The organism is Streptomyces sp. NPDC104367, from assembly GCF_055583825.1.
This window is the reverse complement of the sequence record NZ_JBVJND010000052.1, coordinates 37,746-51,175: the sequence shown is the minus strand read 5'-3', so window position 1 is coordinate 51,175 and position 13,430 is coordinate 37,746. Positions and strand designations below refer to the sequence as shown.

9 protein-coding genes are annotated in these 13,430 nt (G+C 73.2%); 7 read left to right on the top strand and 2 right to left on the bottom strand.

What is annotated here, in order from left to right:
* Window positions 1–197 precede the first annotated feature (197 nt).
* The 3 genes from ACZ619_RS43180 (at window position 198) to ACZ619_RS43170 (ending at window position 3,540) form a co-directional block, all read left to right on the top strand.
* Window positions 198–1,259 (top strand): ScbA/BarX family gamma-butyrolactone biosynthesis protein, encoded by a 1,062-nt coding sequence (locus ACZ619_RS43180; RefSeq protein ID WP_469611418.1) that lies wholly within the window; start codon window positions 198–200, stop codon window positions 1,257–1,259.
* Between the two features lie 302 nt (window positions 1,260–1,561).
* Complete coding sequence (locus ACZ619_RS43175) at window positions 1,562–2,797, top strand: acyl-CoA dehydrogenase family protein (protein WP_469611416.1); 1,236 nt, start codon at window positions 1,562–1,564, stop codon at window positions 2,795–2,797.
* A complete protein-coding gene (locus tag ACZ619_RS43170; protein WP_469611414.1) occupies window positions 2,794–3,540 on the top strand; it encodes an HAD family hydrolase in 747 nt (248 codons plus the stop codon). The genes ACZ619_RS43175 and ACZ619_RS43170 overlap by 4 nt, the downstream gene beginning before the upstream one ends.
* An 80-nt stretch (window positions 3,541–3,620) precedes the next feature.
* Here the strand turns inward: ACZ619_RS43170 and ACZ619_RS43165 are convergent, their stop codons facing one another.
* Together ACZ619_RS43165 and car are read right to left on the bottom strand one after the other, a co-directional pair.
* Window positions 3,621–4,196: a TetR family transcriptional regulator gene (locus ACZ619_RS43165; RefSeq protein WP_469611412.1), complete on the bottom strand. Its 576-nt coding sequence runs from the start codon at window positions 4,194–4,196 to the stop codon at window positions 3,621–3,623.
* 310 nt (window positions 4,197–4,506) lie between these two features.
* The gene (gene car / locus ACZ619_RS43160) at window positions 4,507–8,022 is read right to left on the bottom strand and encodes a carboxylic acid reductase (RefSeq protein WP_469611410.1); all 3,516 of its coding nucleotides are present in this window, start codon (window positions 8,020–8,022) and stop codon (window positions 4,507–4,509) included.
* Window positions 8,023–8,668: 646 nt separating this feature from the next.
* Between car and ACZ619_RS43155 the strand changes: the two genes are divergently transcribed.
* The 4 genes from ACZ619_RS43155 (at window position 8,669) to ACZ619_RS43140 (ending at window position 13,428) form a co-directional block, all read left to right on the top strand.
* Entirely contained in the window at window positions 8,669–9,712 is a 1,044-nt protein-coding gene (locus ACZ619_RS43155) for a ParB/RepB/Spo0J family partition protein (protein ID WP_469611409.1), read from the top strand.
* Window positions 9,713–9,890: 178 nt separating this feature from the next.
* Window positions 9,891–10,724 (top strand): 2-amino-3,7-dideoxy-D-threo-hept-6-ulosonate synthase, encoded by an 834-nt coding sequence (locus ACZ619_RS43150; protein WP_469611407.1) that lies wholly within the window; start codon window positions 9,891–9,893, stop codon window positions 10,722–10,724.
* A gap of 122 nt (window positions 10,725–10,846) precedes the next feature.
* Window positions 10,847–11,959 carry a 3-dehydroquinate synthase II family protein gene (locus ACZ619_RS43145; protein ID WP_469611405.1) on the top strand — a complete coding sequence of 371 codons (1,113 nt, stop codon included), beginning with the start codon at window positions 10,847–10,849 and terminating at the stop codon, window positions 11,957–11,959.
* A gap of 104 nt (window positions 11,960–12,063) precedes the next feature.
* Window positions 12,064–13,428, top strand: coding sequence for an aspartate kinase (locus tag ACZ619_RS43140; protein WP_469611403.1), 1,365 nt, complete (start codon window positions 12,064–12,066; stop codon window positions 13,426–13,428).
* Window positions 13,429–13,430 lie beyond the last annotated feature (2 nt).

Sequence of the window (13,430 nt, the reverse complement as noted above, 5' to 3'; positions counted from 1 at the left end):
GCCGGCCCGTTCCTGCTTGAGTTCCCGCGGGGCGTCCTTGGCTGCGGCGGCTGTCCGGAGATGCTTGCTCATGATCCCTCTTCCGTACGGTTCGGCGGTGCCTGGTGCGCATGTCCGCACCCTTGCAAGATACCTCTGCGAAGGTATATTTTCACATCGTGCCACCACGGTATTCCGAACCTGATGGGGGAGAGACCATGGATCAGTTGTACGAACTGTCGACCAGGGTCCCAGGCGGGACGGGCACCGCAGCGGGGGATGTCTCTCTGAACTTTCTCCAGCCGGTCTCCCGGCAGCTGGTCCACCGGGCCGCCGTCGCGGAGGTCTTCATCACGGACGCCCTGCAAGCGGGCGAGGGCCGGTTCCTCGTGGGAGCCCAGTGGCCTCGGGACCACGCGCTGTACTATCCCGACGCTCAGGGCATGTCCGACCCGCTGCTGCTGACCGAGACGGTGCGTCAGGCCCTGGTCTATCTGGCGCACGAGTACTGCGGGATCCCGCTGGGACACCGCTTCGTCGGCAGCGACACCCACTTCGAGATCACGGACCACGAGGCGCTTGTGGTCGGCGACACCCCGTTGCACGTCACCCTGGACGCCCGGTGGTCGTGGGTGACGAACAGGCCGCCCCGGCGCTTCGGTATGCGGGTGGACGCGGTGGTGTCCGTGGCCGGGCGCGAGTGCGCCCGGGCCGGGCTGAGCGTCTACGCCGTCGAGGAGAAGCTGTACCGGCGGCTCCGCTGGCCGGGGACGCGGGGGCAGGGGCGTGAGGAGGGCGCCCGCGTCAGGCGCTCCGCCGCAACTCGCCTGCCGGCGGCCGACGTCGGCCGCCTGCGGGCCAAGGACAGCGTGCTGGGCCGCACGGAGGCGGGGGAGTGGCGACTGCTGGTCGATCTTCACCACGCGGTGCTCTTCGACCACCCCGGGGACCACATACCGCTGATGGTCACCCTGGAAGGCGCCCGTCAGCTGGGCCACCGCCTGGTCCACCGCCGCCACGGCGCTCCCGCGGGAGCGGTACTGCGCGCCGTCCGGGCGGACTGCCCGGCCTTCGCCGACCTCGACGAACCGGTGCGGCTGTGCGCCGAGTTGCAGCCGCCGGCGACCGCGTCGGACGTCACGAGGCTGCGCGTCACGGCCGTACAGCGGGAGGACACCGTCGCCACGGTCACCATGGAGTGGCTGTCCCGGGTCCTGCCCGCCGCGCCCGAGAGGGCCGCCTTCTCCCGTGACGCGGTCGGCTCCGGCGCGGCGCTGTAGCGCTGGGCGCGGACCGGTGGGCCTTCCTCGGCCGCTGCCGTGGACTGCGAGGTACCGGGGAATCAAAGGCCCGCGGCGGCCCGTGGGCTGTGCGGACCGCGTCGGCCGGCCGGCGCCCGAACCCGAAGCGGCGTCGATCGGCGGGCCCTTCACGGCCCCGGGTGCCTCCCGTGCCGGGACGCGCGCCGACGCGTAGGTACGCAGGGAGCGTTCCTGCCCTCGCGGCATCCGCACCTCCGAGTAAGAAACCGTTAAGAAAGTATTTTTCCACATCCCTGTCCAGCTCGACAAGGAGCTGACCGATGCTCGATCAGGCTGAGCCGCAAGAGAAGCAGCGATCCCGCCTTCCCCTTCCGGAGCGAACAGGCGGCGCGCCCGCCCAGGACGCCGCACTGCGTGCCGCCCGGGCGGCAGGGTGTGCCGCCCGGGCGGCGGACCGGGACCGGCGGCTGGCTCCCGAGGTCGTGACCGCGCTCAAAGAGGCGGGTTTCGCACGTCACTTCGTGCCCCGCCGATGGGGCGGCCGGGAAGGCGGCTTTGCCGACCTGATCACCGCCACGGTGCTGATCGCCGAACAGTGCCCCTCGGCCGCCTGGTGCGGCATGCTCTGGGCCGCGCACGGGCGGTACGCAGCCAGGCTGCCCGAAGAAGGACAGCGTGAGCTATGGGGCAGGGGCCCCGACACGCTGCTCGCCGCGGCCCTGGCTCCGCCCGCCGGAACGGCCCGCCCGGTACCGGGCGGCTGGCTGCTGGACGGCCGCTGGGACTGTGTCAGCGGCGTGGACTCATCCCACTGGGTCCTGCTCGCGGCCCCGGTCGACGACACCCCGGTCGAGGCCGGTGCCGCCCCCGCCGGTCCGGCGCGGGCCGCGGCACGGGTCCTGGCGGTGCCGCGCTCCGAGGTGATCGTGCGCGACACCTGGCACAGCACCGGGCTGCGCGGCACCGGCAGTAACTCCGTCGACGTACGCGGGGTGTTCGTCCCCGACCGGCGCGCCTGCCCGCTGGGCGACGTGCTCGCCGCCGTGGTCGAGCCCGGCGCCTCACAGGCACGCCAGGCACCCGCGCATCTGGCCGGCAGCCCGATGCTGTGCGCGCCGGCGCTCGGCGCGGCCCGGCTCGCCCTGCGGTCCTTCACACGCTGGGCGACGACCCCGCCCGCCGGGCGCCCGGCGGGCCTGGGCGACCCGGCCGTCCAGCGGGTGCTGGCGCGCTCCGCCAGCGAGATCGACGCCGTGGCCCTGCTGCTGGACCGGGCCGGAGCCAGCGCCGACGCCGAGCCCACCGCGCCACGCGTCGAGGCGGTCAACCGGCGCGACGCCGCGGTGGCGGCCGAGCTGCTGGTGGAGGCCGTCGAACGGCTGTTCAGGACGGGCGGTGTCCATGCCCGGGACGACACCAGCGAGATCCAGCGGGCCTGGCGGGACACACACACGGTGGCGGCACACGGCGCCCTGCGGCTGGACGCCGCGGCCGGCGCGTACGCCGCCTGGGGCCAGGGCGAGTGGCCGGCGCCGATGCCGTGGGGGCCGCGGTGAGCCGGCCGGCCCGCCTGGTGTTCAGCGACGTCGACGAGACACTCATCGCAGGGAAGTCGATGTTCGACTTCCTCGCGTACTACTTCCGCGGCACCCGCGGAACTCCGGGCGCCCGCCACGCGTCGGACGTCCGCCGGGACCTGTCCCGTCGGACGTCCGCCGGCGCTCCCCGGGAAGCCGTGAACCGCCTGTACTACCGCACCTGGGCGGGCGAGCCCGCCGCCCGGGTCGCGGAGCTGGCCGAGGCCTGGTACGCCGAGAGGTCGGGGGCTCCCGGCTTCTACCTGGCCTCCACGCGCCGGGCGCTGGAACTGCACCGCGACGCAGAAGACACGGTGATCCTGGTGTCCGGATCGTTCCCTGCGGTCCTCGCGCCCATCGCCGCCGAGGTGGGGGCGGCGCGCCTGCTGTGCTCGGTCCCCGGGATCCATGACGGAGTGCTGACCGGCCGGCTCGTGGGCGATCCCTGTATCGGAGAGGCGAAGCGCGCGGCGGTCCGCGACATGCTGCGCAGCCGGCCGGCCGTGGACCCGGCGCAGTGCTACGCGTACGGGGACCACGTCTCGGACCTGCCGATGCTGGCGGAGGTGGGCAACCCGGTCATCGTCGGCGGATCGGCGCAGCTGCGGGCGCGGCTGCCGCGGGCGCGGGTGCTGCACCCGCAGGCCGTGGACGACGTCCCCGCCCTCCTGCGCCCCACGCGGGAGCGGCGCGGGGAGGAGTCCCGCAGGGCCGGTGCCTGACCGGCCCTGCGCGCGGGCGGAGGTCCTGGGCACGCGCCCGCTCCCCTCGGCGCGGCGGGGGAGGGATCCGCCGGCGCCGGTCAGCCCGGCGCCGGCGCGGACACGGTCGCCCACAGGTCGTCGAACCGCCGCGCCGCGTCGGCGTCGTCGCCGGGCACGGGATGGGGGATCCCGAGGAAGACCGACATCAGCAGGCGGGCCACGGCCTGCGGGGGCAGTCCGTCCGGGCCCCCGTCGTCGGCCTGCGTCTGCGCGACGGCACGGGCCAGCGGCAGGCAGATCCGCTCCACCAGCCCGTGGTCGTTGCGGTCCAGACAGGGGACCTCCACGGCGAGCCGCAACGCGGACCGGGCCCGCGCGTCCTGGCGCAGGTGCCGGGCCAGGTCGAGGACGGTCTCGCGCAGCGTGTCGACCGCTGCAGGTCCCGGCTGGCCGGCCCGCGCCGCACGCAGGCTCAGCTCGGCTCCGGCCTCCTCGACCAGCGCCGCCGCCAGCTCCTGCTTGGAGGAGAAATGACCGTACAGCGCGCCCTTGGTCATGCCGGTGCGCTTGACCACATCGAGCAGCGTCGTGCCCGTGTAGCCGTACGCGGCGAACTCCTCAGCCGCCGCGTCGAGCACCTGCTGCCGTGTACGCACTGCACGCTTCTGAACCATGCTGGACCTCCCCGAATGAAAACCTTTCCAAAGGTATGTTCTATGGCGGCGGGCAGCCGAACGCATGGGCGTGATCCTATCCAGGTGTCACCGGAGCGCGGCGGTATCCCGCCATTGCCGCGCTCCGGGCGGCCCGGCCACCGCAGGCCGGGGCGGGCGCGGAGTCCGGCGCCCGCGTCCTGCCCGGGCGGCAGTGCTCCGGTCGGGCCCGGCGGCGGACTCCCGCAGGGGCCCGCGCACTGCGCCGGCGCCTGCGGGAGTCCGCCGCTCCGGGAAGCGGCGCACCGTCACTGCCCGGGGCGGACGGGTTCTACGAGATCAGGCCCAGGTGCCGCAGGTCCGCCACATACTTCTCGATCAGCGGCCGGGACAGGTGCGGGATGTCCTGCCCGGCGCCGATGCCGGCGGTGCGCACCGCCGCGCGGAACCGCTCGGCGGGCAGCGCCGACGTCGTGCGAGGGGTGAGCGGCTCCCGCCAGGCGGCTATCAGCGGCAGCAGGGAGTACGGGCGCTGCACCTGAGGCAGCGTCTGCAGCGCGGCCTCGAACTGCTCGCGCCACTCCCGGTGGCCGCCGACCCGGCGGAGGGTGGTTCCGCTGTCGACCAGCCAGTCGACCACGGTGTCCAGCGAGACTCCGTCGTCGTGCGGGTTGACCACGTTGAATGTCCGGAATTCGGCGTTCCGGTAGCCCAGGGCGGCCACGGCGGCGGCGACGAAGTCCCCCGGCAGCCCGTCGTAGTGTGCCCGCGGGCGCCGGCCGTCCTCCGCGCCGCTGTAGAACGACTCGGGCGCGATCCCCGTGGCGATCAGACTCAGCAACAGGCGGGTGAAGGTGTCCGGCACGTTGAGCTGCCCGGCATACCGGGCGTGCGCCAGGATCATGCCGCAGCGGAACACGGTCACCGGCAGCCCGCACAGGTCGTGGGCCTCGCGCAGCAGCACCTCGCCGGCCCACTTGCTGGTGGCGTAGCCGCCCGCCTGCCGGTCGTCGATCGCGCGCTCCGGGCTGTCCTGCCTGATGTCGGTGGCCTCGGCCGCGGCGGCGGTGCCGTGTGCGGCCAGGGCCACGGTGGACACATACACGACCGGCTTCAGCCGGGCGGTCAGGGCGGCGCGGACGACCTCGGCGGTGCCGGCCACATTGGGTTCGAACAGCTCCCGATACGGCAGCACGTGGTTGACCAGCGCCGCCGGGTGCACGATGAGGTCCGCCGTGGCGGTCAGCTCCTGCCAGTCCCGCTCGCCCAGGCCCAGGCACGGTGCGCCGATGTCGCCCGCCAGCACGCGCAGCGCGCCGTCGGCCGTCAGTTCGGCGAAGCGGCTCTTGAGCGCGGTGTCCCCGCTGTCCAGGGCCTCCTCCAGACGCCGCCGGGCGGCGCTGTCGTCGGCGGCACGCACCAGGCAGAGCAGCGTGCCGCCCACCGGGGCCAGGCGCTCGAGCCATTCCAGGCACAGCAGACGGCCGAGGTAGCCGTTGGCCCCGGTCAGCAGCACCGTGCGCGGCTCGCCGGCCGGCCGGGGGAGTGCCCTGCTCGCGGTGAGGGTCGCAGCGTCGATGAACTTGTCCAGAGTGAGGTCCCCGGTACGCACCGAGGCGGCGTGCTCGCCATGCACGGCGGCGAAGGTGGCCCGCCGTGCCCCGGCGGCGCCGCGCAGCCGCTCCACACGGGCGGCGATCTCGCCCAGGGTGTTGGCCGGTCCCAGGACGGTTCCGGCCGAGACCTCGACGCCGAAGACCTCCCGCAGGAGGTTCGCGAACGACAGCGCCGACAGCGAGTCCCCGCCCAGATCGGTGAAGCGCTGCTCCGGGTCCGGCTCGGCATCGAGCCCCGGCAGCAGCGCCTGCGCGGCGCGGGCGACCGTCTCGGCCACCGGGCGGTCGTGGTCCTGCCACACCGCGCGCAGCTCCGCGGCCTGACCCGCGGCGAGTTCGGCGTAGCGCTGTTCGAGCCGTTCGCCGTACCGCTCCTTCAGCCGCGGACGCAGCTGCTTGGTCGAGTCGGTCAGCAGACCGTTGTCCTGGCTGAACGGCACGGTCTCGACGATCAGGTCGCGCGGGACCTCGTACGGTGCCAGTCCGGCCTGCGCGGCGACGCTGTGCAGCGACCGGCTGACCGCCGCCTTCAGCGCCGCCTCGTCGCCCGCCTGCGCGATCGCCTCGGGGGCGGGCACCACCACGGCGAGCAGGTACGCACGGGAGCTGTTGCCGTACACGAAGATCTGCCGCACCAGCGGGCTGGCGACGAGCGCCGCCTCCACCTTGGACAGCGCGACGAACTCGCCCTGGGAGAGCTTGAGTACGTTCTTGCGCCGGTCGACGTAGACCAGTTCGCCGGGCGCGGTCTCGGCCATGATGTCGCCGGTGCGGTAGTAGCCGTCCTGGTCGAACACCTCGGCGGTGTCGTCGGGGCGCCGGTAGTAACCGGGGGTGATGAGGGCGGTCTTCACCAGCAGTTCGCCGCGCGGATGGGGAGAGTCGGCGGTGGAGTAGCCCAGCTCGGGTACGTCCACGAGCCTGTAGCCGAGCACCGGGGGGCTCTGCACGCGGTGGTCCAGCATGACCAGGCCGGTTTCGGTGGTGCCGTAGCTGTTCAGGAGCGGGACGTCGAGGGCGTCGCGGAGGAAGGCGGCCAGCTCCGGGGCGAGCGGGGCGGACCCGCAAGGGGCGTGGATGACGCGCCCGCCCAGCACGTGGTCGCGCAGGTGCGCGATCACCTCGGCACGGTCGTTCTCGTCCGGCTCGCCGTGCGCCGCGCGCCGGCTGAGCTGGGCGTGGTAGCTCTCGAAGAGCAGCTCGCACACCCGCGGCACCATGGCGATCTCGGTCGGCCGGATCAGTGCCAGGTCCTCCAGGAGGGGGGACAGGTCGCTGCGGGCCACGAAGTGCGCGGTGCCGCCGGTGGCCAGCGTCTTGATCACCAGCCTCCTGGCGACCAGGTGGCTCTGCGGCAGGAAGTTGGCGGTGATCAGCGGGTACTGGTGGTCGGGTCCCGCGGGCGGCCGCCACATGAGGGACACCGTCGACTCCGGGAACATCACACCCTTGGGCGTGCCGGTGCTGCCCGAGGTGTAGATCAGGGCCGACAGCGCGCCGTCCGCGCTCTCGTCCGGCGGCAGTTCGGGCACCGGCGGCAGCGAGCCGGCCCGGCCGACCACGTCCGCCAGCAGCTCCAGCGACATCGGGGCATCCGCCGCGGCCGGCAGCCGCTCGGCGTTCGCCAGCGCCTGCCGGTGCTCGGCGAGCTCGGGGTGGTGGTCGAAGACGAGGATGCGGCGGACGCTGCTTTGCCCGGCCAGCGCTTCCAGCACGGTCGCCAGCCGGTCGGTGCTGGTGGCGAAGACCCGCGGGGCGGCCTCCGCCACCAGGTGGCGGATGTGGTCGACCGAGGCGTTGGTGTGCAGGGGCACGGCGACGGCCCCTACCTGACCGCACGCCAGGTCGACCGTGGTGTAGTCGGTGCCGGCGAAGCCCAGGATCGCGACGAAGTCGCCCTCGCGCAGCGGGTGGTGCGGGTGGTGGTACCAGTCGGCGGCGAGGGCGCTCAGCCGTGACCACAGCTCGCCGTAGGAGACGGTGTCGAACCGGGGCAGCAGCCGTGCGGTGACGCGGCCGTCCACGCTGACGTACTGCCGGGCGCGCTCGCCGAGGGCGGGCCGGTCGGCGTACGCCGCGAGGGCGCGCCGGACGATCCCGGACAGGCGCGGCCCGCGTCCGGCCCGCTCCTCGAAGAGGCCGGCCACCGGCATGCTGTCGGCCAGTTCCGGTTCGGCCCGGAACAATTCGGCAATGCGCTCCTTCCGGGTTTTTCCTGCGGAAGCGCGCACGGTGGTGCCTGGTGAGTCATTACCCATGACCACGCCTTTCGGTGACCGCGAATTCTTTCCGGCACATGAGCCCGGCTGAAAGCCGAAGAGGACCACCACGGGCCGGGCCGGCGCAGGGGAGCAGAGGGCTCCGGTGGCCAAGGCGCGGTCAGCTTAGCGCGCGGAGAGAAATGGACGCCAGGTTGCCGCAGGGCGGTGGGGAAGGTGTGGAGAATTGCGTCGGCGGCGGCCGTTCGGAATTTCTCTCGTGCGGGCGGACGTGACCATTGCCGGGAAATCTCCGTCACCGAGTCCGGGGCGGTGCGCCCGCGTCACCGCATCCCGGACACGGGCGGGGAGCGTGCCCTCGCGTCGCCGCACCGCACCGCACTGCATGCACCGCACCGCGGGCGGGCTCCGACTGCGCCTCCCGGCGCTCCTCGCCCGCCCCCGCCGGGCCTCCGTCCCTGCCCGCCGGCACGGCCCCCGCCGCCGGGCGGTGTGCAACCGCGGATTTCCCCGGTTGCACACCGCCCGGGGGAGGTGCCGGCGACCGCTATAAAAGATACCTTGGCGAAGGTATTCTTGTGCTGGGTCCGCCGGAGTGCACACAGGGCTCCGCGGCCCCTGGCCGGCAGCGGCAGGTGTGGCTGAGGAGTGGTCGAACGTGGCAGAAAGCGAAGCAGTGCTCCAGCGACGGGACGCGCGCATCCACCCCCCGGACCGCGGGGACGCCCAGGCGCGCCCCGCGGGACAGGACGCCGGCGCGGAAACGGAATGGATACCGATCACGGACCTCGACCTGTCCCACTCGCCGCGCTCCGCGGGGGAGAACGGCGAGCACGTACGGGTCCTGGCGGAATCACAGGCCGATCTGCCGCCCATCGTCGTGCAGCGCGGCACCAACCGGGTCGTCGATGGCGTGCACCGGGTCCGCGCGGCCCGGCTGCGCGGGCAGGAGGCCATCCGGGCGCGCTGGTTCGACGGCGACGACGCGAGCGCCTTCGTGCTGGCGGTCCGGCTGAACGTACGGCACGGGCTGCCGCTCTCGCTGGCCGACAGGAAGGCGGCGGGCAGGCGCATCCTGTACGAGCAGGAAGGGTGGTCCAACCGCGCCATCGCGTCGGCCGTCGGGCTCTCGCCCAAGACGATCGCCGCCCTGCGCGAGGCGACCGGGCGGCCCGGCGGGCAGACCAGGCTTGGCAGGGACGGCCGCATGCGGCCGGTCAGCACCGCCGCCGGGCGGGAGTGCGCCAAGGAGATGCTCCTGCGGGACCCCTCCTCCTCCCTGCGGGCGGTGAGCGCGGTGGCCGGCGTGTCCCCGGGCACCGTCCGCGACGTGCGCGACCAGCTGAACCGGGAGACCAGAGCCGTCATCCCCGAACAGCGCCGCCTGCCGCCCGCGCGCCAGGTGAAGGCCGGCCGCGCCCGGGCCGCGCCCTCGCCGCAGGGCAAGCTCGACCGGTCCACCGCGCTGCTGCGCTCCCTGCGCACCGACCCCTCCCTGCGGTTCAACCAGTCCGGCCGCCTGCTGCTGAGCATCCTCGCGGTGGCCGCCATCGACCCGCAGGCACAGGAGGGACTCGTCCTGGACCTGCCCGACCACTGTCTGGACTTCGTCGCCGAACTCGCGCAGGCGAGCGTGCAGGCATGGCAGGACCTTGCCGCCCGCGTGTCGCAGCGCCGGGCGCAGCCGCCCGAGCAGAAGTAGCCCGTGCCAAACCCCGAAAAGCGAGAAAAATGCGGGGCTTGACGAGCCGGAGAACTCCTTGGTTTGGTCGTTGCGGCAACACCGGAAACACCGCAGAGAAACTTCCGAAGAAAGCGCACCGAATGCGCACCGGACAACTGATCTGGTCATCTGGGTTTGGGACAGGGTGTTGATAAAAATGACCGATGCATACGGCTGGAGCGGTAAGGACCGCCGGGTCCGGCGAATGGTCCACCCGGCTTCCGGGACGACGTTCCTGGTTCCGCTCGACCACTCGCTGGCCGACGGCCCGGTGGCTTCCGCTGCCGGATTCGCGACCCTCGTCGAGGAAATGGCCGCCAACGAGGTGGACGGGATCATCGTCCACAAGGGGCGCGTCAGGTTCCTGCCGGCCGACGCGCTCGGCCGGATGGCACTGATCGTCCACCTCAACGGCAGCACCCAGCACGCCCCCGACAAGGACGCCAAGATCCTGGTGGGCGCCGTGGAAGAGGCCGTCGCCCTGGGCGCCGACGGCGTCAGCGTGCACATCAACCTCGGGTCGGACACCGAGGCCGCCCAGCTCACCGACCTCGGCGCGGTCGCCGGCCAGTGCGCACGCTACGGCCTGCCGCTGCTGGCGATGGTCTATCCGCGCGGCCCCCGCATCACCGACCCCAGGGACCCGGTCCTGCTGGCCCACGCCGCGAACGTCGCCGCCGACCTCGGCGCCGACATCGTCAAGCTGCCCTACACCGGCTCGCCCCTGACGATGTGCGAGGTCGTCGAGGCCAGCCCGATCCCGGTCGTCACCGCCGGCGGCGGCGTCCTGGAGGACACCGGGCAGTTCCTCGACCTCATCGACAGCACGATGGAGTCCGGCGTGCTCGGCGTCGCCGTCGGACGCAACGTCTTCCAGGCACCCGACCCGGGCGGACTGGCCCGCCTGGTGGCCCGCCGGGTCCACGCCGGGCCCCGCTCGCTGGAGGACCTGGCCGTCCTTGGCCAGCAACTGTCCGAGGCGACCCTCTGACACACCCCCCACCCGGCCGTCCCCACCGAGCCGGCCGCCTCCACCCCGTACACCGCGACGACCCGTCACCGACAGCCAGGCGCGACCACGACAGCAAGCCACCCACAATCAAAGGTGCGAACATGAAATCCGCTTGGATCGACCTCCGCGGCACCGCTTGCGAACTCGCCACCGCCATCGTCGAGGAAAGCACCCACATCGGCGTCGAGACCGTGGTGCTGGACGACCCCGAACTGGCCGGCAAGGTCCCGCCGAACGTGCAGAAGGCCGCCGTGGTCACCGGCGAGACGCCCACCACCCTCATCGACCAGCTCGTCGACGTCGTCGACCTCCTCATCGCCGACCACAGCATCGCCGAGAAGTTCCAGGGCCTGCGTCCCGGCCTGCGCTCCGGTGTCCTGATCAAGGTGCTGGACGAGCAGAGCCTCGACCTCGCCTGCCGGATCGCCAACGAGGCCGAGCTGACCCTCGTGGAGTTCCGCCAGGACCCCAGCAAGATCCCGCTGGAGATCCTGCTGGCGGCGGCCGACAAGGCCAAGGGCTCCATCGTCACCGTCGTCGAGGACGTCGAGGACGCGGCCACCACCCTCGGCGTGCTGGAGCGCGGCTCGGACGCGGTGCTGCTCGCCCCCAAGCGGGTCGGCGACGCCACCGAGCTGATGCAGGTCACCCGCGGCGAGGCCGCCTCCCTGGAGATGGAGGAGCTGGAGATCGTCCAGCTCACCCACCTCGGCCTGGGCGACCGGGTCTGCGTCGACACCTGCTCCCACCTGCGGCCCAACGAAGGCATCCTCGTCGGCTCGTACTCCACCGGCCTGGTCCTGGTCAGCAGCGAGACCCACCCGCTGCCGTACATGCCCACCCGCCCGTTCCGGGTGAACGCCGCCGCCCTGTCCTCCTACACCCTCACGCCCGGCAACCGCACCCAGTACCTGTCCGAGCTGCACTGCGGCTCGGAGATCCTGGCCGTCAGCACCGACGGCAGCGTGCGCACCGTGGTCGTGGGCCGGATCAAGATGGAGTCCCGCCCCATGCTGCGGATCGAGGCCCGTACCCGCAGCGGCCAGCTCGTGGACATGGTCGGCCAGGACGACTGGCACGTGCGGGCGCTCGGCCCCGGCGGCAGCGTGCACAACTTCACCGAGCTGCGGCCCGGCGACATCATCCTCGGCCACACCATGACCGACCAGCGTCACGTCGGCTACGCGATCCGGGAGTTCCTCCACGAGCAGTGAAAAGCCCGCGCCCTCACACGACCGCCCACGGGACGCGGCGGTCACCGCGGCGCCCGGGCCACGTCCTCCACGGTCCACGGATTTGAAGGAAGAGAGTGCGTGAGATGGCGCTCATAGTGCAGAAATACGGCGGAACGTCGGTCGCCACACCTGAAAAGGTCATCGAAGCCGCACGGCAGATCCGGGCGGCGCGCGAGGACGGCAACCAGGTCGTCGTGGTCGTGTCCGCCATGGGCGGGGCCACCGACGAACTGCTGCGCCTGGCGTCGGCGGTGACCGCCCGGCCCGACGCACGCGAACTCGACGCCCTGCTGTGCACGGGCGAGGCCGCGTCCGCCGGGCTGCTCTCGCTGGCCCTGGGCCACCAGGGCGTCGCCAGCCGCTCGTTCAGCGGTCCCGAGGCGGGCATCCGCACCGACCACCGTCACGGCCGGGCCACGATCGTGGAGGTGGACCCGCGCCGGCTGCGCGAGGAACTCGCCCGCGGAGCCGTCCCCGTCGTCGCGGGATTCCAGGGAGAGTCGATCGCCACCGGGGCCCGCACCACCCTGGGCCGCGGCGGCTCCGACACCACCGGTGTCGCCCTGGCCGCCGCGCTCGGCGCGGACCACTGCGAGATCGTCACCGACGTCGCCGGCGTCTACACGGCCGACCCCCGCACGGTCGCCGGCGCCCGCCGCCACACCTCCCTGCTGTACGAGGAGATGGCCGAACTGGCCGTCAGCGGCGCCAAGGTGCTCGCCTCCGACTCGGTCGACTACGCGCGCACCCACGGCGTCGATCTGAAGGTGCGCTCCAACAGCACCGCGATCGGCCCGCAGACCTGGGTGGGCGACGGCCGGCGCGCCGCCCGGGCCGCGCCGGGGGAGTTCTGGACGCCCGCCGGCCGCCTGCACGCAATCGCCGGGGTCGCCGGGCGCTCCGGCCTGGTGCGCTGCGTGCTGCGGCGGATCGCCTCCGACCACGTCCTGCGCCTGCTCGGCGAACTCGTCGAGCGCGAGACCGAGGTCGAACTGCGCCGCTACGGCAACCTCGGCACCGAGGACGCCGGCGACATCGCGCTCACCCTGCCCGAGGACAGCGTGGAGGAGATACGGGACCTGCTCGCCGACGCCGACCGCGGCATCCGCCTGGACGAGGCGCACTGGACGTCGAACCTGGCCCGCCTCTCCGTCGTCGGCCTGGGCATCGGCCGCCAGCCGTACGCACCGCTGCGCCTGCTGGAAGCCCTGCGCTCGGTCGGCGCCGCACGCACCGACCTGCACGTCACCTCCAACCGGCTCAGCGTGCTGACCGGCCGCAGCGACCTGGCCGCGGCCACCCAGATCGTCCACGACACCTTCCTGTCCGAGCCGGTGACGCCCCTGGTCCACCCGGCGGACACCGACCACGCCCGCGCCGCCTGGCCGCTGGCCGCCGGGCCGGAACAGCACGACGTGGCGATGCCCGCCCTGGCCGCCGCCGAGTGACA

What these genes read in the sequence shown, in the direction of transcription:
- ACZ619_RS43180 (WP_469611418.1), top strand. Translation starts at nt 198, where the DNA reads ATGGATCAGTTGTACGAACTGTCGACCAGGGTCCCAGGCGGGACGGGC.
- ACZ619_RS43175 (WP_469611416.1), top strand. Translation starts at nt 1,562, where the DNA reads ATGCTCGATCAGGCTGAGCCGCAAGAGAAGCAGCGATCCCGCCTTCCC.
- ACZ619_RS43165 (WP_469611412.1), bottom strand. Translation starts at nt 4,196, where the DNA reads ATGGTTCAGAAGCGTGCAGTGCGTACACGGCAGCAGGTGCTCGACGCG.
- ACZ619_RS43150 (WP_469611407.1), top strand. Translation starts at nt 9,891, where the DNA reads ATGACCGATGCATACGGCTGGAGCGGTAAGGACCGCCGGGTCCGGCGA.
- ACZ619_RS43145 (WP_469611405.1), top strand. Translation starts at nt 10,847, where the DNA reads ATGAAATCCGCTTGGATCGACCTCCGCGGCACCGCTTGCGAACTCGCC.
- ACZ619_RS43140 (WP_469611403.1), top strand. Translation starts at nt 12,064, where the DNA reads ATGGCGCTCATAGTGCAGAAATACGGCGGAACGTCGGTCGCCACACCT.